Raw genomic sequence first — 13153 nt, forward strand, 5'->3', positions numbered from 1 at the left:
GCAAGCCACTCGGGACAAGACAACAAGGGGAAGAAACGATGCAACAACAACAGCTGCGGCAACAGCCATCCGACGCGCAGATCGCCGCCCTGGTGCGGGGCGACAGCGTGCACAAGTCGGTCTACACCGACCCGGCCCTGTTCGAACTGGAGATGCAGCGCATCTACGGCCGGGTGTGGATCTACGTCGGCCATGAAAGCCAGGTGCCCAACCCCGGCGACACGCACACCACGCGCATCGGCAACCAGGACGTGGTGATGGTGCGCGCCGCCGACAGGCAGGTGCACGTGCTCTACAACCGTTGCCCGCACAAGGGCGCGAAGCTGGTGGCCGAGGGCGACCACAACGTCGGCAAGTTCTTCCGCTGCCCGTACCACGCGTGGACCTTCAAGCTCGACGGCCAGCACCTGGCCGCGCCGATGAAGCTCGGCTTCGAGGGCACCTGCTTCGACCCGAAGCATCCGGACTTCTCGATGCGCCAGCTCGCGCGGGTCGAGAACTACCGCGGCTTCGTGTTCGCCAACCAGTGCGCCGAAGGGCCCGGCCTCAAGGATTTCCTCGGCGGCGTGATCAGCTCCATCGACAACCTCTGCGACCGCTCGCCATCCGGCGAAGTGGAGGTGGCGGGCGGCGTGTTCCGCGTGCTGCAACCGTCGAACTGGAAGGTGTTCTACGAGAACCTGCACGACACGATGCATGCGCGCGTGACGCACGAGTCTTCCTTCATGGCCGCGCGCGACGAGGCCAAAGCCATTGGCAACATGCCGCTGGAACTGCACATCATGGACGGCAACGGCGAGCCCTATGAGTTCTGGGAGAAGCTCGACCTCTGCGCCTACGACAACGGCCACGGCTACATGGAAGGCATCTTCGACCCCGGCGCCGCCGACAAGGACCCGGTCACCCGCTCGCACTTCGAGTCGCTCAAGCAGGCCTACGGCGAGGAACGCGCCCGCGAGATCCTCGGCATGAACCGCCACAACACCATCATCTACGGCAGCGGCTCGCCGCACACGGTGTTCCAGCAGTTTCGCGTGATCCGGCCGATCTCGGTGGACCGCACGCTGGTCGAGATCCAGGTGTTCCGCCTGAAGGACGCGCCGCCCGCATTGTTCAAGCGCGCGCTGGTCTATGCCAACCTCATCAACTCGCCCTCGTCGAACGTCATGCCCGACGATGTCGAGGTCTACGGCCGCTGCCAGGACGGCAACCTCAACCACGGCGGCGACTGGGTCAGCATGCACCGCTACCACGGCACCGACCGCGCGATGGAGGGCGGCATGGTGTCGACCAACGGCACGAGCGAGCTGCCGATGCGCAACCAGTTCAAGGCCTGGAAGCAGTTCATGATGAGCGACAGCGCCTTCCCGCAAGCCGAGCCTGCAAAGGAGCCGGTCCATGCTGCTTGACCTCGACTTCGATGTCTCCGTCGACCGGCTGAGTCCGGTGGACGTGCCAATGGAGACCTGGCTGCGCCTGCAGCAGTTTGTCTACCGCGAGGCCCGCCTGCTCGACGAGCGGCGCTGGGACGAATGGCTCGCCCTGTGGACCGACGACGGCATGTACTGGCTGCCGCAACAGCACGGCCAGGTCAGTCCCTACGACCACATCTCGCTGGCATGGGAAGACAAGATGCTGCGCGAGGTGCGCGTGCGCCGCGTGGAGCATGCGCGCAACTGGTCGCAGCAGCCGCCCACCTACGCGACGCGGCTGGTGGGCAACGTGAGCGTGGACGGCACCGATGCCGCCGGCAACCTGGTTGTGCGCGCCGTGTTCCAGATGACCGAATGGCGCAAGCGGCAGACGCGCCAGTTGGCCGGCGACTACCTCTACAAGCTCGCTGCCGAAGGGAATGGCTGGCGCATCCGCATGAAGCGCGTGAACCTGGTCAATTGCGACGCGGCGCACGAGAACCTGGAAATCTTCATTTGATGGACGTGCAATCCAAAGGCGCGGTCCTCGCGCTTCACTATCAAAACGACGTGCTGCATCCGGAGGGGAAGATCCGCGTCGGCCTGAGCGCCGACAGCCCGGTGCGCGGCGCGGTCATCGCCGCGGCCCAGGCGCTCCTGCAGGGCGCACGGCAACGGCAGTGGCCCATCATGCATGTGCGCATTGCCTTCCGGCCGGACTTCGGCGACCTGATCCAGAACGCGCCGATCTTTCGCAACGTCGCGGCCATCGGCGCGGTGGTGGAGGGAACGTGGGGCGCGGCGTTCTACGAGTCGCTGGCGCCAGACGCGGGCCGCGCCAATGAGTACGTGGTGCGGCATCGGCGCGTGAATGCCTTCTATGGCACGCAGCTCGAGGACCTGCTGCGCATCGTGGATGCGCGGCGGCTGGTCATCGCCGGCGTGGCCACGCATTCGGTGGTCGAGAGCACGGTGCGCCATGCGGTGGACATGGGCTACGAGGTGACCGTGGCGGCGGATGCCTGCGCATCGGCGCAGCCGGCCGAGCACGAGGCGTCGCTGCGCAGCATGGACCTGATCGCGCGGATCGCGCGGGGCGAGGCGGTGTTTTCATGAGCGCCGCCCGGCCGACCGAAGGCGCTCGCACGGCAGTGCGCAGCACGGAGGTTTTCAAGAAATGAGCGCGGACCTCACAGGCAAGGTCGCCATCGTCACCGGCAGCACGCAAGGCGTGGGCGCCGATATCGCGCGCGTGTTGTCTGCATCGGGCGCGCACGTCGTGATCGTCGGGCGCACCAAGGAGGCGGGCCATGAACTCGTGTGGGAACTCACCGAGCGCCCGGGCGTGCAGGCCATCTTCTGCGGCATGGACATCGAGCAGGACGCGCACATCGACCAATGCGTGAAGACCACGCTGGAGCGCTTTGGCCGCATCGACATCCTGGTCAACAACGCCTGCATCTATACCGACGAAGGCATTGCCTCCAGCCGTGCGCAGTGGCACCAGACCTTGGGCGTCAACCTCGTGTCGGCGGCGATCTTCTCGCAGAAGGTGCTGCCCCACATGCAGCGGGGCAGCGTGATCGTCAACCTGGGCAGCGTCGGCGGCAAGTTCGGCTCGGCGGGGCGGGCGTTGTATCCGGCCTCCAAGGCCGCGATGCTGCAACTCACGAAGAGCATGGCCGTGACCGTGGCGCCGCAAGGCATCCGTGTCGTGGCCGTGTCGCCGGCCTGGACCTGGTCGCCATCGGTCGAATCGCTGAGCGAAGGCTCGCGAGAGCATGCCGATGCCGTGGCCGCGCCATTGCATCCGCTCGGACGCGTGGGCGATGGCGCGGAGGTAGGCAACGTGGTGGCCTTCGTCTGCTCCGACGCGGCCTCGTGGATTACGGGCGTGGACATCCCGGTGGACGGCGGCTATTCGGTGCTCGGTCCGGACCAGGGCCTTGGGCCACGCGTCTGGTTTGCACGGGCGAACGAGCAGAAGTGAACGCGACGCTGCTGCTGGAGCATGCCCTCAACGGGCTGCAGTTCGGGCTGATGCTGTTCCTGCTCGCGGCGGGCCTGACGCTGATCTTCGGCATCATGGATTTCATCAACCTGGCGCATGGCTCGCTGTACATGGCGGGTGCGTATTTCGCGGCGACCTTCACCGAGATGAGCGGTTCCTTCTGGCTGGGCCTGCTGGGCGCGGTGGTCGCCACGGCCATCCTGGGTGCGCTGCTGGAACTGGTCATCTTCCGGCGGCTCTACAAGCGCGACCACATGTCGCATGTGCTCGCGACCTTCGCGCTGATCCTGATCTTCAACGATGCCGCCCGGATGATCTGGGGGCCGCAACCCCTGATGCTGAACACGCCGCCCTCGCTGTCGAATCCGGTGGAACTGCTGCCCGGCTTCTCGTACCCGTCGTTCCGCCTGTTCATCATCGGTGCGGGCCTGGCGGTGGCGGGCCTGCTGTACCTGCTGGTGGTGAAGACGCGGCTCGGCATGCAGGTGCGCGCCGGCGCCTCCAACCGCGACATGGTGCGCGTCATGGGCGTGAACATCCAGCGCATCTTCACGCTGCTGGTGGCGCTCGGTGCAGCCCTGTGCGCGGTGGCCGGCGCGCTGCTGGGGTCGGTGCTGTCGGTGCAGGTGGGCATGGGCGAAAGCATCCTCATCCTGGCCTTCGTCGTGATCGTGATCGGCGGCATCGGGTCGGTCCGCGGCGCGCTGTTCGGCGCCATCCTGGTGGGGGTGGTGGACACGCTGAGCCGCAGCCTGCTGCCCGCGGCGCTGAAGGCGATCGCGCCCGCGGACATCGCGTCCAGCCTCGGGCCGACGCTGGCCTCCATCCTCATCTACGTGCTGATGGCGACGGTGCTGTTCTTCAAGCCCGAGGGCCTGTTCCCCGCGCGGGGTTGAGGTCGATGAAAGCAAGCATGAAAAGCACCCTGCACCACGCGGTCTCCGCGCCGCTGGCCCTGGCCTTGCTGGCGCTGCTGGCGGCGGTTCCCATCGTCGCGCAGGCTACGGGGCTGGATTTCTACGTCGGCTTTGCCACGCGGCTGCTCATCTTCTCGCTGGCGGCGACGAGCCTCAACCTCATCCTCGGCTTCGGTGGCATGGTGAGCCTGGGGCATGCCGCGTACTTCGGCTTTGGCGCGTACCTGGTCGGCATCCTCATGCAGCAAGGCATTGCGTCGGCATGGATCGCGTGGCCCGTCGTGATGATCGCCAGCGGCGTGCTGGCGCTGGTCATCGGCGTGGTGTCGCTGCGGACCAAGGGCGTGCACTTCATCATGATCACGCTGGCCTTCGCGCAGATGATGTACTACGTGATGACGTCGCTGAAGGCCTATGGCGGCGACGACGGGATGAGCCTCGCAGGGCGTTCGACGCTGGGCACATCGGCACTGGACCTGAGCTCGGAGCCGGTCTTCTACTGGGTCGTGCTGGCCGTGACCGCGGCCGCGTCGTATCTGCTGTACCGGCTCATCAATTCCCGCTTCGGCCGCGTGATCCAGGCCATCCGCGAGAACGAGGTGCGCATGCAGGCGCTGGGTTATCCGGTGTTTCGCTACAAGCTCGCCTGCCTGGCCATTGCCGGATCGCTGGCGGGCCTGGCCGGTGCGCTGATCGCCAACCAGAACATGATGGTCACACCCGCGCTGTTGCACTGGTCGCAGTCGGGCACGCTCATGGTGATGGTGATTCTGGGCGGCATGGGCTATCTCTCCGGCGGCGTGCTCGGCGCGGTCGTGATGCTGGGGCTGGAGGAGATCCTCTCGGCGTACACCACGTACTGGCAGTTCGCGCTCGGCATCATCCTGCTGTGCGCGGTGATCGCCTTTCCGAAGGGGCTGGCGGGAATGCTGGAACGCATCTTCGCCGGCAAGTCCGGCAAGGGCGGCGCATGACCGAGCCGATCCTGCAACTGCACGATCTGGTCAAGCGCTACGGTGGGCTGACCGTCACCGACAGGCTGAACCTCGCCGTCATGCCGCGGCAGGTGCACGCCATCATCGGTCCGAACGGCGCGGGCAAGACCACGCTGATCCAGCTCATCGCCGGAGCGCTGAAGCCGAACAGCGGGCGCATCGTGCTGGGTGGGCGCGACATCACGGCGCTGGCCATGCATGAGCGCGTCGCGCTGGGGCTGGCGCGCTCCTACCAGATCACGAACGTGTTCAAGACCTGCTCGGTGCTCGACAACCTGGCGCTGTCGGTGCAGGCGCGCAGCGGCAGCAGCATGCGCTTCTGGCGGCGTGCGATCGACGAGGCGGCGCTGTTCAGGGAAGCCGCCGGTATCGCCGGGCGCGTGGGCCTGGCGGACCGGCTGCAGGTCATTGCCGCGAGCCTCTCGCACGGGGAGCAGCGCCAGCTGGAACTGGGCCTGGCATTGGCCAGTGCCCCGCAACTGCTGTTGCTGGACGAGCCGATGGCCGGCATGGGCCCCGAGGAATCGGCGCGGCTGATTCCGTTGATCAAGGAACTCGGCCGGCAACACACCGTGGTGCTGATCGAGCACGACATGGATGCCGTGTTCCAGCTGGCCGATTGCATCTCGGTGCTCGTGGCGGGGCAGGTGATGGCCACCGGAACGCCTGAACAGATCCGCGCCAATGCCGCCGTGAAGAAGGCCTACCTGGGTGATGAGGTCACCCCATGAGCGGGCCCCGGGAAGTCCTCCGCGTCGATGCGATCGACGCCAGCTATGGCCAGAGCCAGGTGCTGTTCGGCATGCACCTGGCCATCCGCGAGGGCGAGACGGCCACGCTGCTCGGCCGCAATGGCGCCGGCAAGACCACGACGGTGCGCGCGATCCTCGGGCTTGCGTCACCGGGCAAGGGCAGCATCCACTTCGAGGGCCAACGCGTCGATGCATGGGCCACCGATCGCATCGCGCGCCTGGGCGTCGCGCTGGTGCCGGAAGGTCGGCAGATCTTTCCGAACCTGTCGGTCACCGAGAACCTGATCGCCTTCGCCGCCAATCGCAGAGGCGCCAAGGACCCCTGGACGCTCGGTCGCGTGCATGCGCTGTTCCCCCGCCTGAAGGAGCGTGCCCGCAACATGGGCAACCAGCTCTCGGGCGGCGAACAGCAGATGCTCGCGATCGGCAGGGCGCTCATGACCAATCCGGCGCTGCTGATCCTGGACGAAGTCACGGAGGGGCTCTCGCCGCTGATCCGCGAGGAGATCTGGGCCTGCCTGCGGCAGCTCCGCGCGCAGGGCCAGACCGCCCTGGTCATCGACAAGTACGTGGAGCGCCTGCTGTCACTGGCCGACCACCACACCGTGGTGGAGAAGGGCCGTGTCGTGTGGACCGGCAGCAGCGCGCAACTGCGCGAGGCGCCGGACATCTGGCATCGCTACGTGGGTGTCTGAAGCCTCGTCATGACCAGCAGGATCTGCGCGTCCTTCCTGCTGGTGGACAGGTAGGCATGGCCGATGCCGCTGTCGAAATAGATCCACTCCGACTTCTTCAGCGACACCGTCTCCCCGCTCTCGAAGCAGAGCTGGATGGCGCCCGACAACACCAGCAGGAACTCCTGCCCCGGATGGGAGCCGTAGTCGTCGAACTCGTCCAGGCTGCGCGCCCTGATCCGGCTGTAGGCCGGCGTCATGCGCTTGTCCAGGAAGTCATTGGCGAGCAGGTGGTGGTCGTAGTGGTCGCTGGTGTAGTTGGGCGTGGACTCCAGCGACGAGCGGCTGTAGATCGTCGGCTTGCTGACCTTGCGGGCCGCCCTGGCCTTGGGCTCGGGCTGGAACAGCTGGGCGATGTCGATGCCCAGCGAGAGCGCCACGGCGGCGAACTTCTCGTAGCTGATGGACACCTGGCCGAGTTCCATCTTGGAGAGCGTCGGCAGGCTTACGCCGGACTTCTCGGAAAGCTGCTTGAGCGTGAGGTCGCAGCTCTTGCGGACCTCGCGAATGCGATGGCCCATGGCCTGGCGGTCGATCTGCGTGGCCTGCGCCGGCGCCGCGGCCCGTGCTTTCGCGGTCGACCTGGCGGGTGCCGGCCGGGCCTTGGCGGCGCGGGCATTCGTTGCCGGGGCCTTCCTGGTTGGAGCCTGCGTGGAGTGAGATTTCTGGGTCACGATTCATTCAGTATGCCTCCGCGCGGCATTGGTGGAAACCATGTTCTCTCTTTCGAGAATTCTCATTTACGATAATTACCGCGAGTCAACTGAGCGGAGGAATTGCTTTTTCGGCGGGCTCGCATCAAACAAATTCCTGGAGTCCATCGCATGAAGTCTTCCCGTTTCATTCTCCTTGCCAGTCTTGCCACGACTTGCGCAGCCACCGCCTGGGCGCAGCAACCGGTCCAGGCCGTCACCATCGGCTACGTCGGTCCTACCTCCGGTTCCATGGCCCACTACGGCGTCGATGCCCGCAACGCCATCACGCTGGCCATCGACGACCTCAACCAGCAGGCCCTGGTGATCGACGGCAAGCGAATCGAGTTCAAGCTGGCTGCGGAGGATGACGCGGGCGACCCCAAGCAAGGCACCATCGCCGCGCAGAAGCTCTGCGACGCCAAGGTCTCCGGCGTGGTGGGCCACATCAACTCGGGCAGCGCGATTCCTGCCGCGCGCATCTACAACGAATGCGGCATTCCCCTGATCTCCCCGGGCGCCACCAACCCGCAGTTCACCAAGCCCGGCTACAAGAACGTGTTCCGCCTGGTGGCCAACGACAATGCGCTTGCCACGGGCCTGGCGCGTTACGCGGCCGAGCAGTTGAAGGTCAAGCGCGTGGTGGTCATCGACGATCGCTCCGCCTACGGCCAGGGCGTCTCCGAGGTGTTCGAGCGCGAGGCGCGCGCTGCGCACATCCAGATCATTTCGCATGAGTTCACCACCGACAAGGCGTCGGACTTCCAGTCGATCCTGACCAGCATCAAGGCGAAGAACGCGCCCGCCATCTTCTTTGGCGGCAATGACGCGCAGGCCGGCCCGATGCTGCGCCAGATGGAGCAACTGGGCATGAGCGACGTGCGCCTCATGGGCGGCGACGGCATCTGCACCACGCAGCTTGGAAAGCTGGCCCAGAACGCCAAGCCGCTGGCCAACGTCCTGTGCGCCGAAGGTGGACTCGCCGTCGAGAAGATGAACAACGGCAAGGCCTGGAAAGCCCGCTACGACCAGCGCTTTCCCAAGGAGTACGTGCTGTTCGCGCCCTATGCGTACGACGGCGTCATGGTGATGGCCGACGCAATGAAGCGGGCCAATTCGACGGACCCGGCCAAGTACACGGCGGAACTCGCCAACACCAACTACCGCGGCCTGTCGACGCGCGTGCAGTTCGACAGCAAGGGCGACCTGAAGAACCCGCAGTTCACGCTGTACAACTACCAGGACGGCGTCAAGACACCGCTCTACGACTGAGAAGGTGTGAATCTTTCTACTGCGGCCACCGATCTCGGGTCTGCGGTCCTCACCGCACGAGAGTGCGGTTCCGGTCCTCAACCCGACCTCGGCGCCCTCGCTACGAAATCTTCACACCTTCTGAGCCCCAGAACGTTCAGCCGCCACAACATGATCCTTGACGACTACCTTCGCAAGACCCCCACTTCCGCGCAGTGGTCGCAACGTGCCCGCAAGAGCATGCCCGACGGCGTCACGGTCGACACGCGCGTGTTCAACCCGTACAGCCTGTACGTGGCACACGCATCCGGCGTGCACAAGACCGATGTGGACGGCAACGTGCTGCTGGACTTCTTCGGCGGCCATGGCGCCATGGTGCTGGGGCACTGCCATCCGCGCGTCACCGCGGCGGCGACCGAGGCGATGGGGCGCGGCGTCCAGTACGCCGCATGCCATCCGCTCGAAGTCGGCTGGGCCGAACGCATCATCAAGCACATTCCAGGCGCCGCGAAGGTGCGATTCACCGGCAGCGGCACCGAGGCCACGATGCTGGCCATGCGCCTGGCGCGCGCGCGCACGGGGCGCGAGTGCATCGTGCGGGTGGCCACGCATTACCACGGCTGGCATGACTTCGCGACCTCCGGCTACAACGCGCACTTCGACGGCTCGCCGGCGCCCGGGGTGCTGGGCGAGGTGGCGGCCAAGACCCTGCTCGTGCCGCCCGACGACATCGCGGCGCTGGACCAGGTGTTCGCCCAACACGGCGCTGCCATCGCGGGCGTCATCGTCGAGCCGCTGGGTTCGCATTTCGGGCTGGTGCCCCTCGCAGACGCGTACCTGCAGCGATGCGCCGACCTGGCACGCGCGCACGGGGCGCTGTTCATCCTCGACGAAGTGGTGTCCGGCTTCCGCATTGCGCCCGGAGGCATCCAGAGCCTGCTGGGCCTGCGGCCGGACCTCACTTGCCTCGGCAAGGCGGCCACGGGCGGCATGCCGGGCGGCGTGGTCGCGGGCAGCGAGGCTGTCATGGGCATGCTGGAGTCGTCGTCGTCACGCAAGGTGCTGCACCAGGGCACCTTCACCGGCAATCCGGTCACCGCTGCTGCGGCCATCGCGGCCATCGACGAGATCAGCGAGAAGGACGTCTGCGCGCACATCAACGCCTTGGGCGACTACGCACGCGAGAGCCTTAACGACATGTTCGATCGCAAGGGCGTGCGCTGGCTCGCCTACGGACGCTACTCGGGCCTGCATCTCATGCCCGGCCTGTCGCCGCGGGGCTCCGATCCCTTTGCAATCACGCGCGGGGAGATCGCAAAGCCGTCCGCGGAACTGGCGGCCGCATTGCGCATGGGCCTGATCCTGGAAGGCGTGGACATCGGCGGGCGCGGGACGGTGTTCTTCGCCTACCCGCATCAGCGGGAGCACGTGGACCAACTGGTCGCGGCGATGGATCGGGTGCTGGACCGCCTGGGCAGGCAGGGCCTGCTGGACGAGCGCGACATGGCGCACGCGACGCCGGCCTGAGCTCGGCCTCAGTTGCCTGTCGAATGCAGGGGTCGTGAACCGGCATCGGGCTCGAGCGCGCCGCAGCGCTCCAGCAGCCAGTCCCGGAACGCGACGAGTGCAGGCAGGCCCGCCTTTTCCTCGGGGTAGCAAAGATAGTAGCCCCAGGGCATGATGCGCCACACGGGAAGCGGACTGTGCACAACCCCGGCATCCAGATCCTGCTGCACGATGCACGCTGGCAGCAGGCCCAGACCCATGCCGCTGGCGACGGCCTGGACGATCGTGCTGCACATGTCGAGGCAGGGACCCGACAGCGACTTCGCATCGTCCACGCCGTGGACGCGGCACCAGTCGCGCCAGGCGTTCGGCACGCTCAGGTGGCGCAACAACGGGTAGTGAAGGACATCGGCCGGTTTGGCCAACGGCGGGGACCCGTGCGCCCGCTTCGATGGCGCGATCACGACGTTGTGGCTGCCAGCAAGGTAGTGGGCGCGGGCGCCGGGCCAGGAACCTTCGCCGAAGCGGATCGCGCAATCGAGTTCCGGCACCGAGAAGTCGTACGAGCGCACGTAGGGCACGAAACGCAATTCGATATCGGGATGGCGCTCACTGAACTCCCTGAGGTGCGGGACCACATGCTTGTCGCCGAAAGACGGGACGCTCGAAATGCCCAGCGTCATGCCTTGCGCCGCGCCCACCACCACGGACTTCGTGGCCTCTTCGAGTTCGCTGATCAGCGGTTCGATGCGTGCCACATAACGCTGTCCGGCGGGCGTCAGCCGAAGCTGCTTGCGGATGCGCTCGAACAGCGCCACGCCCAGCAGGTTCTCGAGTTCGAGCACCTGCTTGCTGACGGCGCTGGCTGTGAGATCCAGGTGAGTGGCCGCGCGCGCCATGCTCCCGAACCTGGCTGTCGCCAGCAGCGCCTGAAGGAGATGGTGAGGAGGAACGAACCTTTTCAAGGTGACCAAATGGAATGAGTTGCAGCGAATTTGTCGCTGTTCCCCGGCGGGGTGCACATACACAATAGCTCACATAAGAAAAAGTTCCTGAAACCACCATGCTGTCACACCCATGCTTCATCGTCGTACCGTGCTTTCGGCCATGCCGCTCCTGGCCATGGCCAAGCCTTCCCTTGCGCAGTTGCAAGCCTCGATCAAGGTCATCGTGCCGTTTTCCGCGGGCGGGACCACCGACCTGGTGGGCCGCATCGTCAGCGAGGCCTTGTCCAAGGTGTTGGACACACCCGTCGTGGTGCAGAACAAGGCCGGCGCCGGCGGCGCCATCGGCATGGGAGAACTGGCGAAGGCTGCGCCGGATGGCCTGACGCTGGGTATTGCGAACCTGTCGACGCAGGTGGCCATACCGGTCGCCTACAAGAAGCCTCCCTACAACCCGGCCAGCGATTTCACCTATATCGGCGAACTGGCCCTGGCCCCCGCAGTCCTCCTCGTACGGTCGTCCTTGCCGGTGAACAACATGGCTGAGTTCATCCGGTATGCGAGGGCACGTCCGGGGCAGCTTTCCTATGGCTCGCCGGGTATCGGTTCGGCCGGACACTTTGGGGCAGAGATCTTCAAGGTATCGACGCGAACCTTCATCGTCCACATTCCCTATCGCGGCGGTGCCGGCCTGGTCAACGACCTGGTCGCCGGGCATCTCGACATGGGTTTCGATCAGGTCGCGACGGCGCTCCCTCATGTTCGCGCGGGCCGCCTGCGCGCTCTTGCGGTGACCTGGCCGGCGCGGCTGCCCGAATTGCCCGAGGTCCCGACCTTCGCGGAGGTTTCGCTTCCCGACAACAACGGGCCGACGTGGTTCGGCCTGGTCGGTCCGGCGAGGATGGCCCAGGGCTTGCGCGACAAGCTGAACGCATCGGTCAACCGGATTCTCGAGACGCCGCATGTGCGGCAGCGCATGGAACCCGTGGGGCTGTACCCGAGCGCCTCCTCACCCGATCAATTTGCGTCGCGCGTCGCCAGCGACATCGTCGCGCTGCGGCGAATCGCGCGCGGCGCTCGCATCAGCCTGGACTGAAGCCATGAGGCCTCCAGTCTCCGTAACGCGCGGCGTACGCGAGAGCGCAGTCCTGATCGATTCCCCGCACAGCGGCGACATCTACCCCCACGATTTTCGATTCGGATGCAACTTCGAACACCTGCGGCAGGCCGAGGGCATGTACATCGACAGCATCTTCTCCTTCGCCCCCGCCATGGGCGCGACACTGGTCCAGGCCGCATTCCCGCGCACCTACATCGACGTCAATCGCAGCGCCACGGACCTCGATCCTGAGGTGGTGCCAGGCGCTACGCCTGCCCCCGATGCGCCGGCGCAGTCGCGTCTTGGCATGGGCCTGGTCTGGCGCGCGATCGATGGCATGCCTATCTATGACCGGTCGCTGTCGCTCGAAGAAGTGGAAGCTCGCATCGCCAACTACTGGATGCCGTACCACTGCGCGCTGGACGAAGCCTGGTTTCGCGTCATCAGGCGCTGCGGCTTCGGCATTCATCTGAGCTGTCTCTCCATGCCTTCGCGGTCAAGGGTGTATCCGCCGGAGATGGGTGGCGAGATGCCCTACGACATCGTCATCGGCAATCGCGACGGCACCACCGCGGGCAAACTGGTCACGCGCTGTGTCCAGCGGTTGCTGGAGCGCAGGGGGTACTACGTCGGGTTGAACGATCCGTACAAGGGCATAGAACTGGTGCGCAAGCTGGGCGCGCCGAAGGAGCGGCGGCACTCGCTGCAGATCGATATCAATCGGCGGTTGTTCATGGACGAGCAGTCGCTGGAGCCCACGGCGGGCCTGCTCGAGGTGCAGCGCGACATGGCCTACCTGCTCGGCTACCTCATCGACTATTCGGCAGAGCTCGCCTGAAG

14 protein-coding genes are annotated in these 13153 nt (G+C 66.1%); 12 read left to right on the top strand and 2 right to left on the bottom strand.

The annotated features are described in order from the left end of the window. Window positions 1–38: 38 nt before the first annotated feature. The 8 genes from HB681_RS05550 (at window position 39) to HB681_RS05585 (ending at window position 6782) form a co-directional block, all read left to right on the top strand. Entirely contained in the window at window positions 39–1409 is a 1371-nt protein-coding gene (locus HB681_RS05550) for an aromatic ring-hydroxylating dioxygenase subunit alpha (protein ID WP_213953768.1), read from the top strand. After that, complete coding sequence (locus HB681_RS05555) at window positions 1399–1932, top strand: aromatic-ring-hydroxylating dioxygenase subunit beta (protein WP_213953769.1); 534 nt, start codon at window positions 1399–1401, stop codon at window positions 1930–1932. Before HB681_RS05550 ends, HB681_RS05555 begins: the two co-directional genes overlap by 11 nt. Beyond that, window positions 1932–2528 (top strand): isochorismatase family cysteine hydrolase, encoded by a 597-nt coding sequence (locus HB681_RS05560; RefSeq protein ID WP_213953770.1) that lies wholly within the window; start codon window positions 1932–1934, stop codon window positions 2526–2528. Before HB681_RS05555 ends, HB681_RS05560 begins: the two co-directional genes overlap by 1 nt. 61 nt (window positions 2529–2589) lie before the next feature. Further along, window positions 2590–3402 carry an SDR family oxidoreductase gene (locus HB681_RS05565; protein WP_213953771.1) on the top strand — a complete coding sequence of 271 codons (813 nt, stop codon included), beginning with the start codon at window positions 2590–2592 and terminating at the stop codon, window positions 3400–3402. Next, complete coding sequence (locus HB681_RS05570) at window positions 3399–4319, top strand: branched-chain amino acid ABC transporter permease (protein WP_213953772.1); 921 nt, start codon at window positions 3399–3401, stop codon at window positions 4317–4319. Before HB681_RS05565 ends, HB681_RS05570 begins: the two co-directional genes overlap by 4 nt. Window positions 4320–4336: 17 nt before the next feature. After that, complete coding sequence (locus HB681_RS05575; RefSeq protein WP_213953773.1) at window positions 4337–5314, top strand: branched-chain amino acid ABC transporter permease; 978 nt, start codon at window positions 4337–4339, stop codon at window positions 5312–5314. Then, on the top strand, window positions 5311–6066 hold the full coding sequence (locus HB681_RS05580) for an ABC transporter ATP-binding protein (RefSeq protein ID WP_213953774.1): 756 nt from the start codon (window positions 5311–5313) through the stop codon (window positions 6064–6066). The genes HB681_RS05575 and HB681_RS05580 overlap by 4 nt, the downstream gene beginning before the upstream one ends. Further along, the gene (locus tag HB681_RS05585) at window positions 6063–6782 is read left to right on the top strand and encodes an ABC transporter ATP-binding protein (protein ID WP_213953775.1); all 720 of its coding nucleotides are present in this window, start codon (window positions 6063–6065) and stop codon (window positions 6780–6782) included. The genes HB681_RS05580 and HB681_RS05585 overlap by 4 nt, the downstream gene beginning before the upstream one ends. On the opposite strand, the gene HB681_RS05590 is transcribed toward HB681_RS05585, so the two are convergent. Beyond that, window positions 6767–7495: an XRE family transcriptional regulator gene (locus tag HB681_RS05590; RefSeq protein ID WP_345944627.1), complete on the bottom strand. Its 729-nt coding sequence runs from the start codon at window positions 7493–7495 to the stop codon at window positions 6767–6769. The two genes, HB681_RS05585 and HB681_RS05590, sit on opposite strands and share 16 nt — an antisense overlap. A 150-nt stretch (window positions 7496–7645) precedes the next feature. Between HB681_RS05590 and HB681_RS05595 the strand changes: the two genes are divergently transcribed. Next, complete coding sequence (locus tag HB681_RS05595; protein ID WP_213953776.1) at window positions 7646–8785, top strand: branched-chain amino acid ABC transporter substrate-binding protein; 1140 nt, start codon at window positions 7646–7648, stop codon at window positions 8783–8785. A gap of 150 nt (window positions 8786–8935) precedes the next feature. Next, entirely contained in the window at window positions 8936–10291 is a 1356-nt protein-coding gene (locus HB681_RS05600) for an aminotransferase class III-fold pyridoxal phosphate-dependent enzyme (RefSeq protein ID WP_213953777.1), read from the top strand. 8 nt (window positions 10292–10299) lie between these two features. On the opposite strand, the gene HB681_RS05605 is transcribed toward HB681_RS05600, so the two are convergent. Further along, the gene (locus tag HB681_RS05605; RefSeq protein WP_345944628.1) at window positions 10300–11298 is read right to left on the bottom strand and encodes a LysR substrate-binding domain-containing protein; all 999 of its coding nucleotides are present in this window, start codon (window positions 11296–11298) and stop codon (window positions 10300–10302) included. A 49-nt stretch (window positions 11299–11347) separates the two neighbouring features. Between HB681_RS05605 and HB681_RS05610 the strand changes: the two genes are divergently transcribed. Both HB681_RS05610 and HB681_RS05615 read left to right on the top strand, forming a co-directional pair. Beyond that, entirely contained in the window at window positions 11348–12310 is a 963-nt protein-coding gene (locus tag HB681_RS05610; RefSeq protein ID WP_213953779.1) for a tripartite tricarboxylate transporter substrate binding protein, read from the top strand. A gap of 4 nt (window positions 12311–12314) precedes the next feature. After that, entirely contained in the window at window positions 12315–13151 is an 837-nt protein-coding gene (locus tag HB681_RS05615) for an N-formylglutamate amidohydrolase (RefSeq protein ID WP_213953780.1), read from the top strand. Window positions 13152–13153 lie beyond the last annotated feature (2 nt).

This window comes from Variovorax sp. dw_954, from assembly GCF_018449755.1.
Taxonomy (GTDB): domain Bacteria; phylum Pseudomonadota; class Gammaproteobacteria; order Burkholderiales; family Burkholderiaceae_C; genus Variovorax.